At 49.5% G+C, this 14646-nt stretch carries 13 protein-coding genes and 1 other RNA gene; 2 read left to right on the top strand and 12 right to left on the bottom strand.

Annotated elements, in window-relative coordinates:
- Positions 1 to 67: 67 nt before the first annotated feature.
- From rnpB to CRN96_RS02930, 4 genes are all read right to left on the bottom strand, one after another.
- An RNA gene (gene rnpB / locus CRN96_RS02945) (RNase P RNA component class B) lies at positions 68 to 456 on the bottom strand.
- 11 nt (positions 457 to 467) lie between these two features.
- Positions 468 to 794, bottom strand: coding sequence for a cell division regulator GpsB (gpsB, locus tag CRN96_RS02940; RefSeq protein ID WP_097038985.1), 327 nt, complete (start codon positions 792 to 794; stop codon positions 468 to 470).
- Between the two features lie 11 nt (positions 795 to 805).
- Entirely contained in the window at positions 806 to 1348 is a 543-nt protein-coding gene (locus CRN96_RS02935) for an SLOG family protein (protein WP_097038982.1), read from the bottom strand.
- Positions 1345 to 1671, bottom strand: coding sequence for a DUF1798 family protein (locus tag CRN96_RS02930; protein ID WP_245844523.1), 327 nt, complete (start codon positions 1669 to 1671; stop codon positions 1345 to 1347). The genes CRN96_RS02935 and CRN96_RS02930 overlap by 4 nt, the downstream gene beginning before the upstream one ends.
- 92 nt (positions 1672 to 1763) lie before the next feature.
- Between CRN96_RS02930 and recU the strand changes: the two genes are divergently transcribed.
- Complete coding sequence (recU, locus tag CRN96_RS02925; protein ID WP_097038980.1) at positions 1764 to 2372, top strand: Holliday junction resolvase RecU; 609 nt, start codon at positions 1764 to 1766, stop codon at positions 2370 to 2372.
- On the top strand, positions 2372 to 4906 hold the full coding sequence (locus CRN96_RS02920; RefSeq protein WP_097038978.1) for a transglycosylase domain-containing protein: 2535 nt from the start codon (positions 2372 to 2374) through the stop codon (positions 4904 to 4906). Before recU ends, CRN96_RS02920 begins: the two co-directional genes overlap by 1 nt.
- A gap of 46 nt (positions 4907 to 4952) precedes the next feature.
- Here CRN96_RS02920 and nth read toward each other — a convergent pair whose 3' ends face one another.
- The 8 genes from nth to bshA form a co-directional block, all read right to left on the bottom strand.
- On the bottom strand, positions 4953 to 5633 hold the full coding sequence (nth, locus tag CRN96_RS02915) for an endonuclease III (RefSeq protein WP_097038976.1): 681 nt from the start codon (positions 5631 to 5633) through the stop codon (positions 4953 to 4955).
- Positions 5626 to 6243, bottom strand: coding sequence for a DnaD domain-containing protein (locus CRN96_RS02910; RefSeq protein ID WP_097038974.1), 618 nt, complete (start codon positions 6241 to 6243; stop codon positions 5626 to 5628). Before CRN96_RS02910 ends, nth begins: the two co-directional genes overlap by 8 nt.
- Positions 6244 to 6320: 77 nt before the next feature.
- Entirely contained in the window at positions 6321 to 7610 is a 1290-nt protein-coding gene (gene asnS, locus CRN96_RS02905) for an asparagine--tRNA ligase (protein ID WP_097038972.1), read from the bottom strand.
- Positions 7611 to 7612: 2 nt separating this feature from the next.
- Positions 7613 to 8800, bottom strand: a complete 1188-nt coding sequence (locus CRN96_RS02900; RefSeq protein ID WP_097038970.1) for a pyridoxal phosphate-dependent aminotransferase — start codon at positions 8798 to 8800, stop codon at positions 7613 to 7615.
- Positions 8801 to 8843: 43 nt separating this feature from the next.
- Positions 8844 to 11360, bottom strand: coding sequence for a helicase C-terminal domain-containing protein (locus CRN96_RS02895; RefSeq protein ID WP_097038968.1), 2517 nt, complete (start codon positions 11358 to 11360; stop codon positions 8844 to 8846).
- Positions 11361 to 11376: 16 nt separating this feature from the next.
- Complete coding sequence (locus tag CRN96_RS02890) at positions 11377 to 12345, bottom strand: biotin--[acetyl-CoA-carboxylase] ligase (protein WP_097038965.1); 969 nt, start codon at positions 12343 to 12345, stop codon at positions 11377 to 11379.
- Positions 12305 to 13507, bottom strand: coding sequence for a CCA tRNA nucleotidyltransferase (locus CRN96_RS02885; RefSeq protein WP_179647079.1), 1203 nt, complete (start codon positions 13505 to 13507; stop codon positions 12305 to 12307). Before CRN96_RS02885 ends, CRN96_RS02890 begins: the two co-directional genes overlap by 41 nt.
- On the bottom strand, positions 13507 to 14643 hold the full coding sequence (gene bshA, locus CRN96_RS02880; protein WP_097038961.1) for an N-acetyl-alpha-D-glucosaminyl L-malate synthase BshA: 1137 nt from the start codon (positions 14641 to 14643) through the stop codon (positions 13507 to 13509). The genes CRN96_RS02885 and bshA overlap by 1 nt, the downstream gene beginning before the upstream one ends.
- Positions 14644 to 14646 lie beyond the last annotated feature (3 nt).

Below are 14646 nucleotides of genomic sequence, written 5' to 3'. Positions count from 1 at the left end.
CTGTCAATTTGATTATATAAAATAAAAGCTCTCCATCAAAATGGAGAGCTTGTTTCTAGTCCGGTATGTCTGTAAGCCATGTTCTGTACCGCTGTGCTTCAGACGTGTACTAGTCACACTCGCACATTGGTGATAATCATCTGTCTATATTACATTTGTAATATCTCCCGTCCGGTTGAATTTCCGTCAGGGAGTGCTCCTACCTTGTTTGGATTGCTCACTCGAGGGGTTTACCGCGTTCCACCTTACCACTTTCATGGTAAGCTCGTCTCTGTGGCACTTTTACAGCTAATCTAACCTTATATGCACTTAGGTTATTTCACAGCCGTCAGCCGTTATTCACGAACTGCCCTGACTTATTGTTTCGTCAGGCACGAACACTACGCCCGTCTCAGGTGCGTGTGAGCATGGACTTTCCTCTATACCTTTTTTCAGGCATAGCGATTATCCGACATACCGTATTTCGATTAATTCACTTTCGACTGGCCGAATACTTTCTTTTCCAGGTTGGACAACCTTTTTAAAATATCGATCTGATGATTTTGACTCTGGTTATCCTGTGACCGGGAATTGGTTGCCAGTCTTATCCTTAAATCCTCTACTTCTTTCTTCAAGCGGGCATTTTCTTCTTCCAGCCGCTTCAGATTATTGTTCATATCCGCCATCTTTTGATAATCACTGATGACATCATCCAGGAAGCTGTCCACTTCGATCGGTTTGAAACCTCTGATGGACTTTTCAAATTCTTTTTCAAATATGTCTTTTGCGGACAATTTCAAAGTTGTCTCACTCATTGCCTCACCTCTTAATTATCAAACCCGGAATCGATAAAGCTGTTAATCTCATCAAATTGTATTCTTTCAATATTATACGGATTTTCCCCGGAGAATTCAAGTATTGCGTTATAAAGGAAGCGCACTTTCGCATCCGCCTCCTCGTCGAAGAAGATCAGTGCCCCGTCGGTGTTGGAGATGAGGAAGCGGTTGATATGTTTGAACATGCCGGGGTTTGAGTAGGGCTGTTTATAAATATAATCTTTAAAGTCGCACTCTGCAAGCACTTTCTGCAGCAGGGCCTGATCCATCTCATTGTAGCGGTCGTCAAACTGGTGGAAAGGCATGAGCACGCCGAGCCTGATGTCGTAGTGCGCCTCTTTGAGCCTGATGATTTCTTCCGCTGCATACAATTCAATCCCGGTGTAGCCCTGGATGATGAACCATTCCGCCCCCTCGTCGATATATTCGAGCAGCTTGTTTCTGATGAAGGCCTTCAGCACCGTCACTTCCTGCTGATCGGATTTGAAGATGCCGATTTCATACGGCCGGTAGCCGCCGATGAGGATTCTCACATCAATCCCTCTTTCTCGGCATGCTTGAGCCACATATTGATGAATTTATATTTCTCGTAGAAATGCCGCTCCCTGAACTTCGGCGAATGGCACGCCATGAGCAGCTCCATCAGCTCTGCGGACATTTTTTCACGCGTGCTGTAATGAAACCTTGCATCCGTGTCGAATTCCAGTATCTGCATGGCGAGTGCCTTGTTCTCATCCAAAAACGGCTCGACCTCGGTCTTGAAGTCGAATTCATATCCGGATACAGCTTTCTGGTAACGGCCGTATATCTCATCCATCAGATGAAAATACGGGGCATTGTTATGATTTCTTGACAAAAATGTCACACTCCTTATAATAATTGATTGGTTTCCCGTATGCTAATTAATGTATAATATTATGACATATATTATAATGAAAGGCGATGTACATGAAATATCCCAAAGGCGTCAAGCCGAGACAATATCGGAACACCCGTAAGGCAACCGGCAAAAAAGTGAAGTATGGTCAGCGCGGCATGACCCTGGAGAAGGATCTCGATGTGACGAACAGTTACTATTTGAGCATTTCACGTGCAGTCATTCATAAGAAGCCGACGCCGGTTCAGATCGTCAATGTGGATTACCCTTCAAGGAACCGTGCGAAGATTGATGAAGCCTATTTCAAGACGCCTTCCACAAGCGACTACAACGGCGTCTACAAAGGCAGGTACATTGATTTCGAAGCGAAGGAGACCAAAAACAAGACACGCTTTCCTTTGATCAATATACACGCACACCAGGTGGAACATATGAAGCAGTGCCATGATCACGGCGGCATCGTCTTCCTGATCATACGCTTTTCAACCCTTGAAGAAACTTATCTGATGCCGATTGAGAAATTCATGGTGCACTGGGAGCGGTTTTTGAGCGATGAAAAGAAATCCGTCTCACGGACGGATATCATGGCTGACAGCCATCAGCTCAAAGAAGGCCTGAATCCCCGCATCGATTATTTGAGTGCGGTGGATGAAATTTATTTTCGGAATGGAGAATTTTAATGAAAGATAACTATAAAAGAAGTGCAGGTACGAAGAACAGCAAGAGGAAACGGGGACAGAACCAGAAATTGAGCAGGAAATCGATCGTCAAACGCGTCCTCATACTCACCGTCCTCATCGGTCTGATCTTCCTCGTGCTGGGCTCTATGCTGTTTGCCTATTATGTCTCTCAGGCGCCGGCATTCAGCGAAGAGAAATTGCGCGACCCCGTGCCTGCCCAGATTTATGACCGTAACGATGAACTCGTGACTACGGTGTATCAGGGACAGAGGCGTGAATCGGTGGATATCGAGGATGTGCCGGACCACGTGGTGGATGCCGTCCTTGCCGTTGAGGACAACCGCTTCTACGAGCACGGCGCCATCGACTTCTGGAGGCTCGGTTCAGCTGTCCTGAGCAACATATTCGACGGATTTGGAAGTGAAGGTGCGAGTACGATCACTCAACAGGTGGTCAAGCGTACCTTCCTGACCGACGATAAATCGATCGAGAGGAAGGCCCAGGAGGCCTACCTCGCCTACAGGCTGGAACAGGAGTACTCGAAGGATGAGATCCTCGAGATGTATTTGAATAAGATTTATTACTCCGACGGCATATACGGCATCAGGACGGCAAGCCAGTATTATTTCGACAAGGAGCTCGATGACCTCAATCTTGCGGAAGCGGCCTACCTTGCCGGCCTGCCCCAGCTGCCGAACAGGTACAACCTGTATGTCGAGGACAACCGCGGCGTCGACCGTGCACAGATCGTCCTCAGGCTGATGCATGAGCATGAGCGCATTTCATCGGAGGAATACGAAGAGGCGCAGAATCATGACCTCTACGCGGGTCTTGTGGAGAGGAGCGATGAAGACCGGGCGTCCACTGAACCTGAAAACCCGGAGTTCGCCTCCTACATCAATTTCATCAAAAATGAAATCTCAGCACATGACAGTTTCAGGAATGTGGACATCAGTGAATTGATGGCGAGCGGCATAGAGATTTATACGAACATGGATGCAGGCATCCAGAGGAATCTGCAGAATTTGACGGATAACAGGGACTATTACTATAACCCGAAATTCCAGAGTGATGATTTCGACATCGCATCGACGATTCTGGATACACAGAGCGGCGAACTCATAGCGATTTCGGGCGGACGCGATTATCAGGAAGTCGTGGACCACAACCAGGCGCTTGTGCCGAGGAACGTCGGTTCGACGATGAAACCGTTCCTCTCATACGGCCCGGCGATCGAAGAACTGGAATGGCGGACGGATCAGACGGTTGAAGATGAGTACGAGTATTCCCCGGAAGGCATCGATCACATCAGCATCTACAACTATGATATGCAGGACCATGGCCAGGTGACGATACGGGAGGCACTCAGCCGCAGCTACAACATACCGGCGGTCAAAGCCTACGAAATCGTAAAGGATGAAGCGGGCGGAGATGCGCCGCGTGAATTTGCAGAAGAGGTCGGCTTCGATTACACGGCAATCGGTGAAGGCGATTATGAAGTGTCATTCAATGATGTGCTCGGCGGCAGGGATTCCGCATTCACCCCGCTGCAGATGGCGGAAGCCTATTCGGCCCTCGGCAACAATGGTGAATATAATTCAGCCCATGCAGTGAGGCATGTCGTAACAAACAACGGCGACACCGTCGAATTCGAACATGAGTCGGAACAGGTGATGGAAGACTATACGGCCTATATGCTGACGGACATACTGAAAGATACGTTTGAACCGTACGGCAGTGCCGACTATATATACATGGACGGCTTGAACATCGCTGCGAAGACGGGCACCACCTCCTATTCAAGGGAGCTCAGGGAAGAGCAGGACCTCCCGGACAATGCAGCAAAAGATGCCTGGATCGTCGGCTACACACCTGAATATACGATGAGCGTCTGGACCGGGTTCACTGCAACGGAAGAAGGCGGTGAAACTTCGTTCGTCGGCACCGATGAGCACATCACCCCACAGTGGTTCTTCAGGGATATCATGCAGAGCATCAGCACTTACAACGGCCAGGATTTTGAACAGCCTGACAGCGTCATCCGGATGAACAACGGTGAGCTTGCCGTCCAGGGCAGTGAGGACTTCGCAGAGTATGAAGAATCCGGTTCATCAGGCGGCACAGGCAGCGGCGGCAGTGATGGAGGCAGTGATGGAGGCAATGGAGACAACGGTGATGATGACAATGGCAGCAACAACTCCTGGAACTGGAGCTGGGGTAACGGCGGTGATGAGGAAAGCAACGGTGATGACGAGGAATCATCCGGTCAAAATGACAGCCAGGAGGATGAGGAAATCGAGGAGACTCCGGTCACCGGGGAGCCTTCAACCGGTGAAGAAGTGAATGAGGATCCGGTTGAGCAGGAATCTGTTGACGACGGGCCAGGAAATGTCGGCACGGAACAGGAAGAGAACACCAATGAAGAGGCAGAAACCGTGCCCGACGAGTCCCCGCCTGAAGAGAGCGGCGATGACTCGACGGATGAAGCTCCGGAGAGTGAACCGGCAGAAGATGCAGATGATGATGCTGCTTAAACAAAAAAGGACAGGATCCGCACAAGCGGTCCTGTCTTTTTTCATATCATTCTTCAATTTTTTCAGCAGCTTCCGTTTTCAGCTTCCGCTTCATGCGCTTCTGCCCTTCCCTGCAATCATCGAGAAGCGGGCACGTGCCGCATTTCGGACTCCTTGCAGTGCAGTGGTACCTGCCGAAGAATATCAGCTGATGGTGCGCCTTGCTCCACCTGTGTTCGGGGATCTTCTTCATCAGCGTTTCCTCGACCTGCGTCACATTATCCTTGTACCTCGCGATGCCGAGCCGTTTGCTCACCCGCTCGACATGCGTGTCGACCGCGATGCGGGGCACATCGAATGCAACAGACAGCACCACGTTCGCCGTCTTCCGCCCCACGCCTGCAAGGCTGACGAGATCATTATAATTACCGGGAACGATGCCGTCGAACTTGTCTATCAAGTCCTGACAGAGTTTTTGGATATTTTTTGCCTTGTTCCTGAACAGCCCGATCGTCCGTATATCATTTTGCAGCTCTTCAAGGGGGACGGCCACATAATCTTCAGGGGTCTTATATTTTTTAAACAGTTCTTTTGTGACTTTGTTAACGTGGTTGTCGGTTGCCTGTGCAGACAACAGCACCGCAATCGTCAGCTCAAAGTTGTTGCTGTAGACGAGTTCCGCCTCCGCGTCCGGGAACATCCCGTCGATCACGTCCAGCATTTCAACGGTCTTTTTACCACTAATCATCCAGATCTTCTCCTTTCAGCCAGTCCCTGACCGGCGGCCGCTCCCTTTGCGGCTCGAGCGGTGTGCGGTTCAGGTTGTTCAATATGCGTTCCACATACTGCAGGGATGTGATTTGATTTTTATAGGCGAGGTTCACGGATTCCTTGATCATATCCACAGAATAGCCGGAATCCGCAAGCCAGCTGTTCATCCGTTCAAATTCACTCGGTGAGAGCGCCCTGCCGTACAGGTTTTCGACGAAGGAGAACAGCTCCTGTATCTGGTGTTCATCTTTCACGCCCTTTTTGTCCGAAGATATGAATTCGGCAAGCTTCCGGTATGCCGGTTCCACGCTCAGGATTTCTGCCTTGCCGCGTTCAGCGGTATCATGGGAAATTTCGATGAATGATTTGCCGATCAACTGCTCCATGATCATGTTGATGGCCCTGCCGGACAGTGTCGTCCCTTCGGTGAGCTGTGTGATGTCGGGCAGCGGCCTTGAATCTGAATGGTGCTCCATCAGTTTTATCAGTATGATCACTTCACTTTCATCAAGGCCGAGCTCACTGTAATGGTCAAAGAGGATTTTATTGACCGGGAAAGTGATGTTGCGTATATATTTCTCCAACACTGTACTACCTTCCTTCCAATAAACAGCAGTGTGCACAATTGGATTGCAACACACTGCTGTCAGACTGACATTTTAAATTATGGGTACAGGCGGTTCAAAAGTCTCGGGAACGGTGATGTCTCCCTCACGTGCTGGACGCCTGACAGCCATGCGACCGTCCGCTCCAGTCCGAGGCCGAAGCCCGAGTGCGGCACGCTGCCGTATTTTCTGAGGTCGAGGTACCATTCATATGCACCCACATCGAGGCCGGAATCGACGATGCGCTGCTTCAATGTCTCATAATCGTGGATCCTCTCACTGCCGCCGATGATTTCACCGTATCCTTCAGGTGCAATCAGATCTGCACACAGCACCGTCCTTGGATCGTCAGGATTCTCTTCCATATAGAATGATTTGATTTCTTTTGGATAATTGACGATGAAGACGGGCTTATCATAATGTTTGGCGATTTCCGTCTCATGCGGGGCGCCGAAGTCGTCACCCCACTCGATGTCATCGTAACCTTTTTCATGCAGCAGTTCGACGGCATCTGTGTAGGTGATGCGCGGGAAAGGCGCTTTGATCTGCTCAAGCACGGAAGTCTCCCTTCCGAGGGCTTCGAGGTCGAGCCTGCAGTGCTCCAGCACATTCTGAACGACATACTCCACATACTGTTCCTGGACTTCCAGGCTGTCATCGTGCTCGTAGAAGGCCATTTCCGGTTCGATCATCCAGAACTCGATCAGATGACGGCGGGTTTTGGACTTTTCCGCCCTGAACGTCGGCCCCATCGTGAATACTTTACCGTGCGCCATCGCTGCAGCCTCGGCATACAGCTGCCCGCTTTGGGAGAGGAAAGCATCCTCATCGAAGTATTTCGTATGGAACAGTTCAGTCGTCCCTTCCGGGGCACTGTTCGTCAAAATCGGCGAGTCGATCTTCTTGAAGCCGTTGTCGAAGAAAAAGTCATGCGTGCTCTTGATGATCTGGTTCCTGATGTTCATGACGGCATGCTGTTTTCTTGAGCGCAGCCACAGATGGCGGTGATCGAGCAGGAATTCCGGCCCGTGCTCCTTCGGCGTGATCGGATACCCTTCAGACTCATGAATGATGTCTATTTTGGAAACTTCCATCTCATAGCCGAAAGATGAGCGTTCGTCCTTTTTGATTGTTCCGGTGACGTACATCGACGTCTCCTGGTTCAGGCCCTTGGCGGTTTCGAACAATGCTTCATCATTCACCTTGACGACGACGCCCTGCATAAAGCCCGAGCCGTCCCGGAGCTGCAGGAACTGCAGCTTTCCGCTGCCCCGTTTCTGCAGCAGCCAGCATCCTATAGTGACTTCCTGTCCTTCATACTTCGGTGATTCTTTTATCGTGATCTTCATTCTTAAACTCCTTCTAATCTTTCAGTAACAAAGTTTTTAATGCGTTCCATGGCCTCCGTCATCGCTTCCCTGCTTGTCGAATAGCTGATGCGGATATTATCATCAAGTCCGAAAGCAGATCCCGGGACGACGGCGACATGCGCCTTCTCCAGCAGATCCTTGACGAAATCATCGACAGTCGCGTATCCCATCTTGTCGGTGCATTCCCTGAAGTTCGGGAACAGGTAGAAGGCACCTTCGGGTTTGATGCAGGTCGTGTGCGGTATTTCCTCAAGCAGTGCATGGGCATGGTCCCTGCGCTCCCGGAACGTCTGGTTGAATTCCTTGAGGAATCCTTCATCCATCTCATAGGCGGCGACTGCAGCCCATTGTGACGGCGAGGCCGGGTTGGATGTCGACTGGCTCGCAAGGCCCGTCAGGCCCTTGATCAGCGCTTTGTCGCCGCATGCATAGCCGATCCTCCAGCCGGTCATGGCGTGGGACTTGCTGACGCCGTTGATGACCACGGTGCGGGCTTTCATCTCCTCGCTCACCGAGGCGATCGAATGATGGCCGACATCATAGACGAGCACTTCATAGATTTCATCCGCCACGACGATGAGGTCATTTTCTACGACGACCTCGGCGAGTGCTTCAAGCTCCTCTTTTGAATAGACCATCCCCGTCGGGTTGTTCGGTGAATTCAGCATCAGTATTTTAGTGTTTTCGGTGATGTTTTCTTTCAGAAGTTCGGGTGTCAATTTAAAAGAAGTGGACTCGTCTGTATGGACGAGCACCGGCGTGCCTTCTGCAAGTTTCACCTGTTCGGTGTAACTCACCCAGTACGGTGACGGGATGATGACTTCGTCTCCTTCATCGACCAGTGCCTGGAAGACGTTATACAATACATGCTTTGCACCAGATGCGACGAATATTTCGGACGGTTCATACTCAAGCTGATGATCTCTCATCATCTTATCCGAAATGGCTGATTTCAGTTCCGGTATGCCGGCTGCGGGTGTATATTTCGTCGCACCGTTCTTCACGGCCTCGAAAGACTTTTCAATGATCTCATCAGGTGTGTTGAAGTCGGGTTCGCCTGCACCGAGTCCGATGATGTCGACACCCTGGGATTTCAGTTCAGCCGCCTTGGCAGTGATGGCCAGAGTCTGGCTTGGTGTTAAATTTTGAACACGCTGGGATAGTTCCATAGTTCTGCTCCTTTTAAAAACATATTATATTAGATCATACCAATTATAAATCACTCAGGTAGTGTTTAAAAGCCTTCCTCGGGCCGTTGATGATATTTTCTTCGGGGAAATATTTCAAAAATGCGTTTCTGTAAGGCTTATACATGATTCTCTTATCAAGCAGCAGCACAAGCCCCTTATCATTTTCATTCCTTTTGACCCGCCCCGCCAGCTGCCTGAACTGGAACACCGCCCGGGGGAGGTCGTCCGTATAGAATGATTTGAAGTCATTACCCTTCGGCACCGGGAAAGGCAGTTTTGAGATCATGATGCATTTATCATCCGTACCCTCTATATTGATCCCTTCGCTGAAGCTGGAGGTCGCAAGCAGCAGCGCCTTATCAAGCTGGTTGTACTGCATCAGCAATTTATCCGGGGAGCCGGAGCGGTTTTGCCTGAGGACGATGAAATCATTGAACATATCTATTTCCTTCGTCATCTCATATACTTTGTGCAGCAGTTCATAGCTCGAGAATATGACGAGCAGCTTCCCTTCGGTCTCGCTCAAATACATCGCGATATAATCGAGGAGCGCATACACATACTCATCATCGTTGTGGTCGTAATCGGGTATGTCATCAGGTATGAAAAGCTTCGTGTTGCTGAATAAAGACGCATTGCTGATGATGGCCGTATCATATTCCTCCCCGTTGAACAAATCCTTCAGATGGTCGAAGGTCCCCTTGACCTCAAGGGTTCCGGACATCATGATCAGGGACTCTGTACCGTGCGCCTCCCCGAGCAGTGAAAAGGGCGGCTTTGTGACGATGAATTTCAGCCTTTGGATGTTCCTGTCATGCTGTATGGTGTAATTGCCGTTTTCAATTGCATTGGAAAGCTCTGTCAGGCTCATCGAAAAGTAATGCATATGATTGTAAAGCGCCTGGTACTGATTCGTCCCCCGTATAGTACCCAGGAATATCGAACAGAATTCCAGGGCGCGCCGGATGATGCTGCCGGCACTTTCCAGGTTGCCCGCCTGGATGGCATTGAAGAGCATGTCGACATGCTCATTGAGCTTCTCCATCAGCTCCTCAAGCAGGTAGGCCTGCCTGAAGTCATTGTTTTCAATATATGAACTGAGCAGACGGTTCTGCCTCGGCGTGCCGACCTGACCGACGAAAAATTTCATATCATGATATGCATATTCCGTCTCAGTCCGCTGGTCGAGTGCATTTTTCAGCTGGTGTGCCTCATCCACGATGATATGCTTAACACCGTCCAGGTGCTCCAGGCAGTCCTGTATGAAATAATGGTTTGTGAACACGATCGGGGCGCGCGATGCCTTTTTGAGCGCCAGGTCGAAGTAATAATGGCTGTCGTTCTTCCCGGTCTGGATGAGCATCGTTTTGTAATAGGCCTGCTCAGGGCCCCTGAGCCCTATCTCCGACAGATCACCCGTCACGGTTTCAAGCAGCCAGGTCAGTATCCTCATCTTGAGTAGGACGATTTCAGGATTATTGTCCTCCGTCTCAAGAAGCGCACTCACCGCGTTCAGATCAAGATAGTTTTCCCGCCCCTTCAGATTGATGAACTCCAAATTCAAATCAAGTGCCCGGGTCAGCTTTTCGAGTTCGATGTTGACCATCTGATTCTGCAGGATTTTCCTTGAAGTGGAAACGAGGACCTGATCCTGATACATGGAATGAAAACTCACGGCCGCAATCAGCAGGGCGCCGGTCTTCCCTATCCCGGTATATGCCTCGATCGCAAGGTGCCGCCCCTCTTCAAAATGGCTGAAAATCTCATTTGCAAGCTTCAGCTGATCCGCCCTGTACGCTGCACCCGTGCCGGCAATATAGCGGTCATAAAGCTCTTCGACCGTATACTTGGGCAGGTCATACGCAGGAAGGACCATCTCGTTGATATAGAAGCTGTCATAGCGCTTCAAGTGTTCCGGAGGATGGCCGAGTTCCGCTTCGGACAGTATGCTGAAAATCAGATCCGCAAGGCTGAACCTCAAATTTTTGGACAGGTGATACAGCTGCTTCAACGTCTCGCTGTTGGTCTTCATCATTTTTTCGAATAAATGCAGCAGCAGCCGGGCTGTGGCGAGCGCATCCTCATCCGCCCTGTGGGCATTGGACAACTCTATGCCCGCGCCGGAAGCGATATCCGCCAGCTGGAAACTGTTTTCAGCCGGCAGGAAGATCTTTGACAGCTCCACTGTATCCAGCGTCAAATACGGGGAAAAATGCAGCCCGCATTGGCTGAAATGGTTTTGGAGGAACGTCAGGTCGAAATCGACGTTATGGGCTACGAAGACATGATTTTTAAGTTTATCATACACCTCGTGCGCGATGTCTTTAAAAGCGGGTGCACCTTCAAGCATGTCAGCGTCTATATTGGTCAATTCCTGGATGAACACGGACAGATCGGTCCTGTCACTTAAAAACGTCGTATATTGATCAATGATTTCCCTTTGCTCAATGAATACGATGCTCAGCTGGATGATGCTGTCTTTGTTTATATCGTTGCCGGATGTTTCGAGGTCGACGACCGCGAACTTTTGATTAATCATTAAATATCACCAAATTTTAAAATTCAATATCTGCACTTATAATTTTATGGGTTTCACCATACCGGTCTACTGCGAGCAGAAAACCTTCATCAGTGATATCCACCGGCTTCGCCATGAATGTCCGGTTCATTTCGGAAATCCTCATCTCTTTGCCGAATATGATCGACTTTGAAATCCACTCTTCCCTGATCGATGAAAAAGGCATGTTTATGAACTGGTCGTACTGTTTCTCAAGATCAATTATAAGCTGTTTGAGGAAAGACTCCATATCCAAATCCTTTTTATCATCCAGCTTCAATTCATCCTCGATGGAAGTTGCCGTTTCCAGCTTGGAAATGTCCTCTGTATGATATAAATTGAGGCCGATTCCGCAGATGATGCTCTGGATCATATTGTTCTCACTGATGACCTCGGTCAGGAAGCCGCACACTTTTCTGCCGTTTATGTAGATGTCATTCGGCCATTTGATGCCGGCATCCAGATTGAAGGACTTTTCAATCGCATTCGCTATCGCAAGCGATATGAACAGATTGAACTTTATGATTTCATTCAGGTAGATATCCGGCTTGAAGACTGCGGACATGTAGAGCCCCCTCTTTTCAGGGGATGCCCATTCCCTGTTGAAACGCCCCCTGCCCTCGGTCTGTTCACCTGCCACGACGATGAATGGTTCCTTTATGTCCGTGATCTTCCCGAATGCAAGTTTCTGCGTGGAATCCACGGAATCCTTATAGATGACTTCCGAGAAGAGGCTCGAGTCTTTTACCATTGAAGTCAGAAGCGTTTCATTCAATTCACTGGATGCTGCGACCAGTTTGTAGCCTTTATTGGTCACAGACTCCACCGTATATCCCTCTTCCCTCAAACTCTTCACGGCCTTCCAGACAGCTGTTCTTGATATGCCGAGCTCTGTTGCCATTTTCTGTCCGGATAAAAAATCCTGTTTACTCAGTAATTTCAACACTTCCTGATTCAACTTTGACATGTCGCCTCACCCAATCGATTATATCATTATGTTCGTTTTTTAACCTTCCGAACAACACTTCATTTTCAATGATGTTCAGACATTCTTTTATCCAAGGCCCACTCCGGCTCTGAAACAATGCCATCAGTTCCCTGCCGCCGACTGCGAGATCCTGTTTACCGCTTATCGGGAGGGATTTCTTGAGGGAAGCCGCTTCACCGAGGAGGGAATATTGGTCCGTCAGGTGATTCTCATCATTGATGGCTGAAAAGCGCCCGATGACCTCTTCGTCAAATGAATAGGCGATCTTCAAGGGATGCAGCCCGTTTTCCAGGGCATCATGAAGTGCAGCGCAGCTTTTGACGAAACCCACTTCTTTTTTGGAAAGTTTTAAACGGGACAGTCGGCCTTCAAGAACCGGGTTCTTAATGATCTGGACCGCCAGCTCATCAGCCAGGCTGTGCACCCTGCTACGGAGCAGGACCTCTTCACCGGCGTCTGCAAAGAATGGTATATGGCGGACGAGTCCCGTTTGGACGAGCTTCAGTTTGGCCTGCTCCAGAGCGGCACCCCCGTACATTTTTTTGAACTCGGTGATGATGCGTTCCACAGAAACGTGTTTTAAAAGATGTGCATTCAATGTTATCGCTTCCTCGGTGTCTGCCTCGATGCTGAAGTTCAGCACCGACATGAACCGGAGTGCACGGACCATGCGCAGGGCATCTTCGCCGAATCTGTCGGACGGGCGGCCGACGGTGGTGATTTCATGCCTCTCGATCGCTCCGCGTCCATCATACGGGTCATGGAAAGTGTAATCACGGTCCATGGCCATCGCATTCATTGTGAAATCCCTGCGCTGCAAATCTTCGTTCAGATGGTTGGAAAAGATGACCTCATCAGGATGGCGGTGATTTGTGTATGCACCATCGGTCCGGTAAGTGGTGACCTCGAAAGGTATGTCGTCCGTCATGACGATGATTGTACCGTGCGCCTTCCCGACATCTATCGTCTTCTCAAAAATCTCTTCCACTTCCCCGGGCTTTGCATCCGTCGTGATGTCGACATCCTGTATATCGCGCTTCATATGGAAGTCCCTCACGCATCCACCGACGAAGAACGCTTCATGACCGCTGTCATTCAATTTCTTCATTATTTTTGCACCTGTTTCGAATAACGTATGCATCATTTACCCTCTTTTAACGCGAAATATAAATTTTCATACTGGTCAATGATATTTTCACTTTTGAAGCGTATGCCGATATCGTCGAGCATGTTCTTTTGCAGTCTCATATGTTCTTCCTTATCTGTCAACAGACGTATGAGATGCTCAGCCGCCTTCCTGTAATCCCCGGTCTCCACGATGTAGCCCGTTTCTCCATGGCGGATCACTTCACTGATCCCGCCTGCATCCGACCCCACCGGGACCGACCCGCAGTTCATGGCTTCCAGTAAAGCCAGGCCGAAGCTTTCCTGCTCGCTGAGCAGCATGAAGCAATCAGACATTTTATAGTAGCTTACGACATCGCTCTGCTGTCCTGTAAAAATGACTTTGTCACCGAGATTGAGATTATGGACAAGCTGCCTCATGCGGTTCATTTCCGGGCCATCCCCGACGAGCATCAGTACGGCATCCACTTCCTGTGATGTGATATTGAATGCCCGTATGATATCCTCGATCCTTTTGACCGCCCTGAAATTCGACGTATGCATGACGACTTTGGTCTCTTCCGGGATGCCGTAATGCTTTTTAAGATGCTTCCCGGCTTCCTCCCTGTCTTCCAGATTAAATATTTTTTCATCGATGAAATTATACACTGGCGTGATTTCCTTATCCGGGCTTATAAGCCTGTATGTGTCGCGCTTAAGGCTCTCGGATACGGCAGTTGTTATATCGGATGACTCGATGCCGAACTTGATGGCATCGGTCAGTGAAGCATCATGCCCGAGTACCGTGATGTCCGTGCCATGCAGCGTGCTGATGATCTTGACGTCGCTCCCGGCCATCTGTTTGGCAAGTATGCCGCAGATGGCATGGGGCACCGCATAGTGCATATGAATGACATCCAGGTCATAATATTTTATCACCTCTGCGATTTTACTTGCAATGGTGATGTCGTATGGTGGATATTGGAACACGCTGTAGCTGTTGATATCCGTCTGATGGATATGGATGTTCGGGTGGTTTATCGTCAGCCTGAACGGTACTTTTGAAGTGATGAAATGCACCTGATGCCCTCTTTTGGCCATCTGGATGCCGAGCTCTGTTGCGATGATGCCGCTGCCGCCGACCCCCGGATAACATGTAATGCCGATCCTCATACC

This window comes from Salinicoccus kekensis (assembly GCF_900220995.1).
In the GTDB taxonomy this organism is placed as follows: Bacteria; Bacillota; Bacilli; order Staphylococcales; family Salinicoccaceae; genus Lacicoccus; species Lacicoccus kekensis.
This window is presented reverse-complemented; position numbering and strand designations above follow the sequence as displayed.

What these genes read in the sequence shown, in the direction of transcription:
- CRN96_RS02920 (WP_097038978.1), top strand. Translation starts at nt 2,372, where the DNA reads ATGAAAGATAACTATAAAAGAAGTGCAGGTACGAAGAACAGCAAGAGG.
- asnS (WP_097038972.1), bottom strand. Translation starts at nt 7,610, where the DNA reads ATGAAGATCACGATAAAAGAATCACCGAAGTATGAAGGACAGGAAGTC.
- bshA (WP_097038961.1), bottom strand. Translation starts at nt 14,643, where the DNA reads ATGAGGATCGGCATTACATGTTATCCGGGGGTCGGCGGCAGCGGCATC.
- nth (WP_097038976.1), bottom strand. Translation starts at nt 5,633, where the DNA reads ATGATTAGTGGTAAAAAGACCGTTGAAATGCTGGACGTGATCGACGGG.
- CRN96_RS02890 (WP_097038965.1), bottom strand. Translation starts at nt 12,345, where the DNA reads ATGTCAAAGTTGAATCAGGAAGTGTTGAAATTACTGAGTAAACAGGAT.
- recU (WP_097038980.1), top strand. Translation starts at nt 1,764, where the DNA reads ATGAAATATCCCAAAGGCGTCAAGCCGAGACAATATCGGAACACCCGT.
- CRN96_RS02885 (WP_179647079.1), bottom strand. Translation starts at nt 13,507, where the DNA reads ATGCATACGTTATTCGAAACAGGTGCAAAAATAATGAAGAAATTGAAT.
- CRN96_RS02900 (WP_097038970.1), bottom strand. Translation starts at nt 8,800, where the DNA reads ATGGAACTATCCCAGCGTGTTCAAAATTTAACACCAAGCCAGACTCTG.
- gpsB (WP_097038985.1), bottom strand. Translation starts at nt 794, where the DNA reads ATGAGTGAGACAACTTTGAAATTGTCCGCAAAAGACATATTTGAAAAA.
- CRN96_RS02895 (WP_097038968.1), bottom strand. Translation starts at nt 11,360, where the DNA reads ATGATTAATCAAAAGTTCGCGGTCGTCGACCTCGAAACATCCGGCAAC.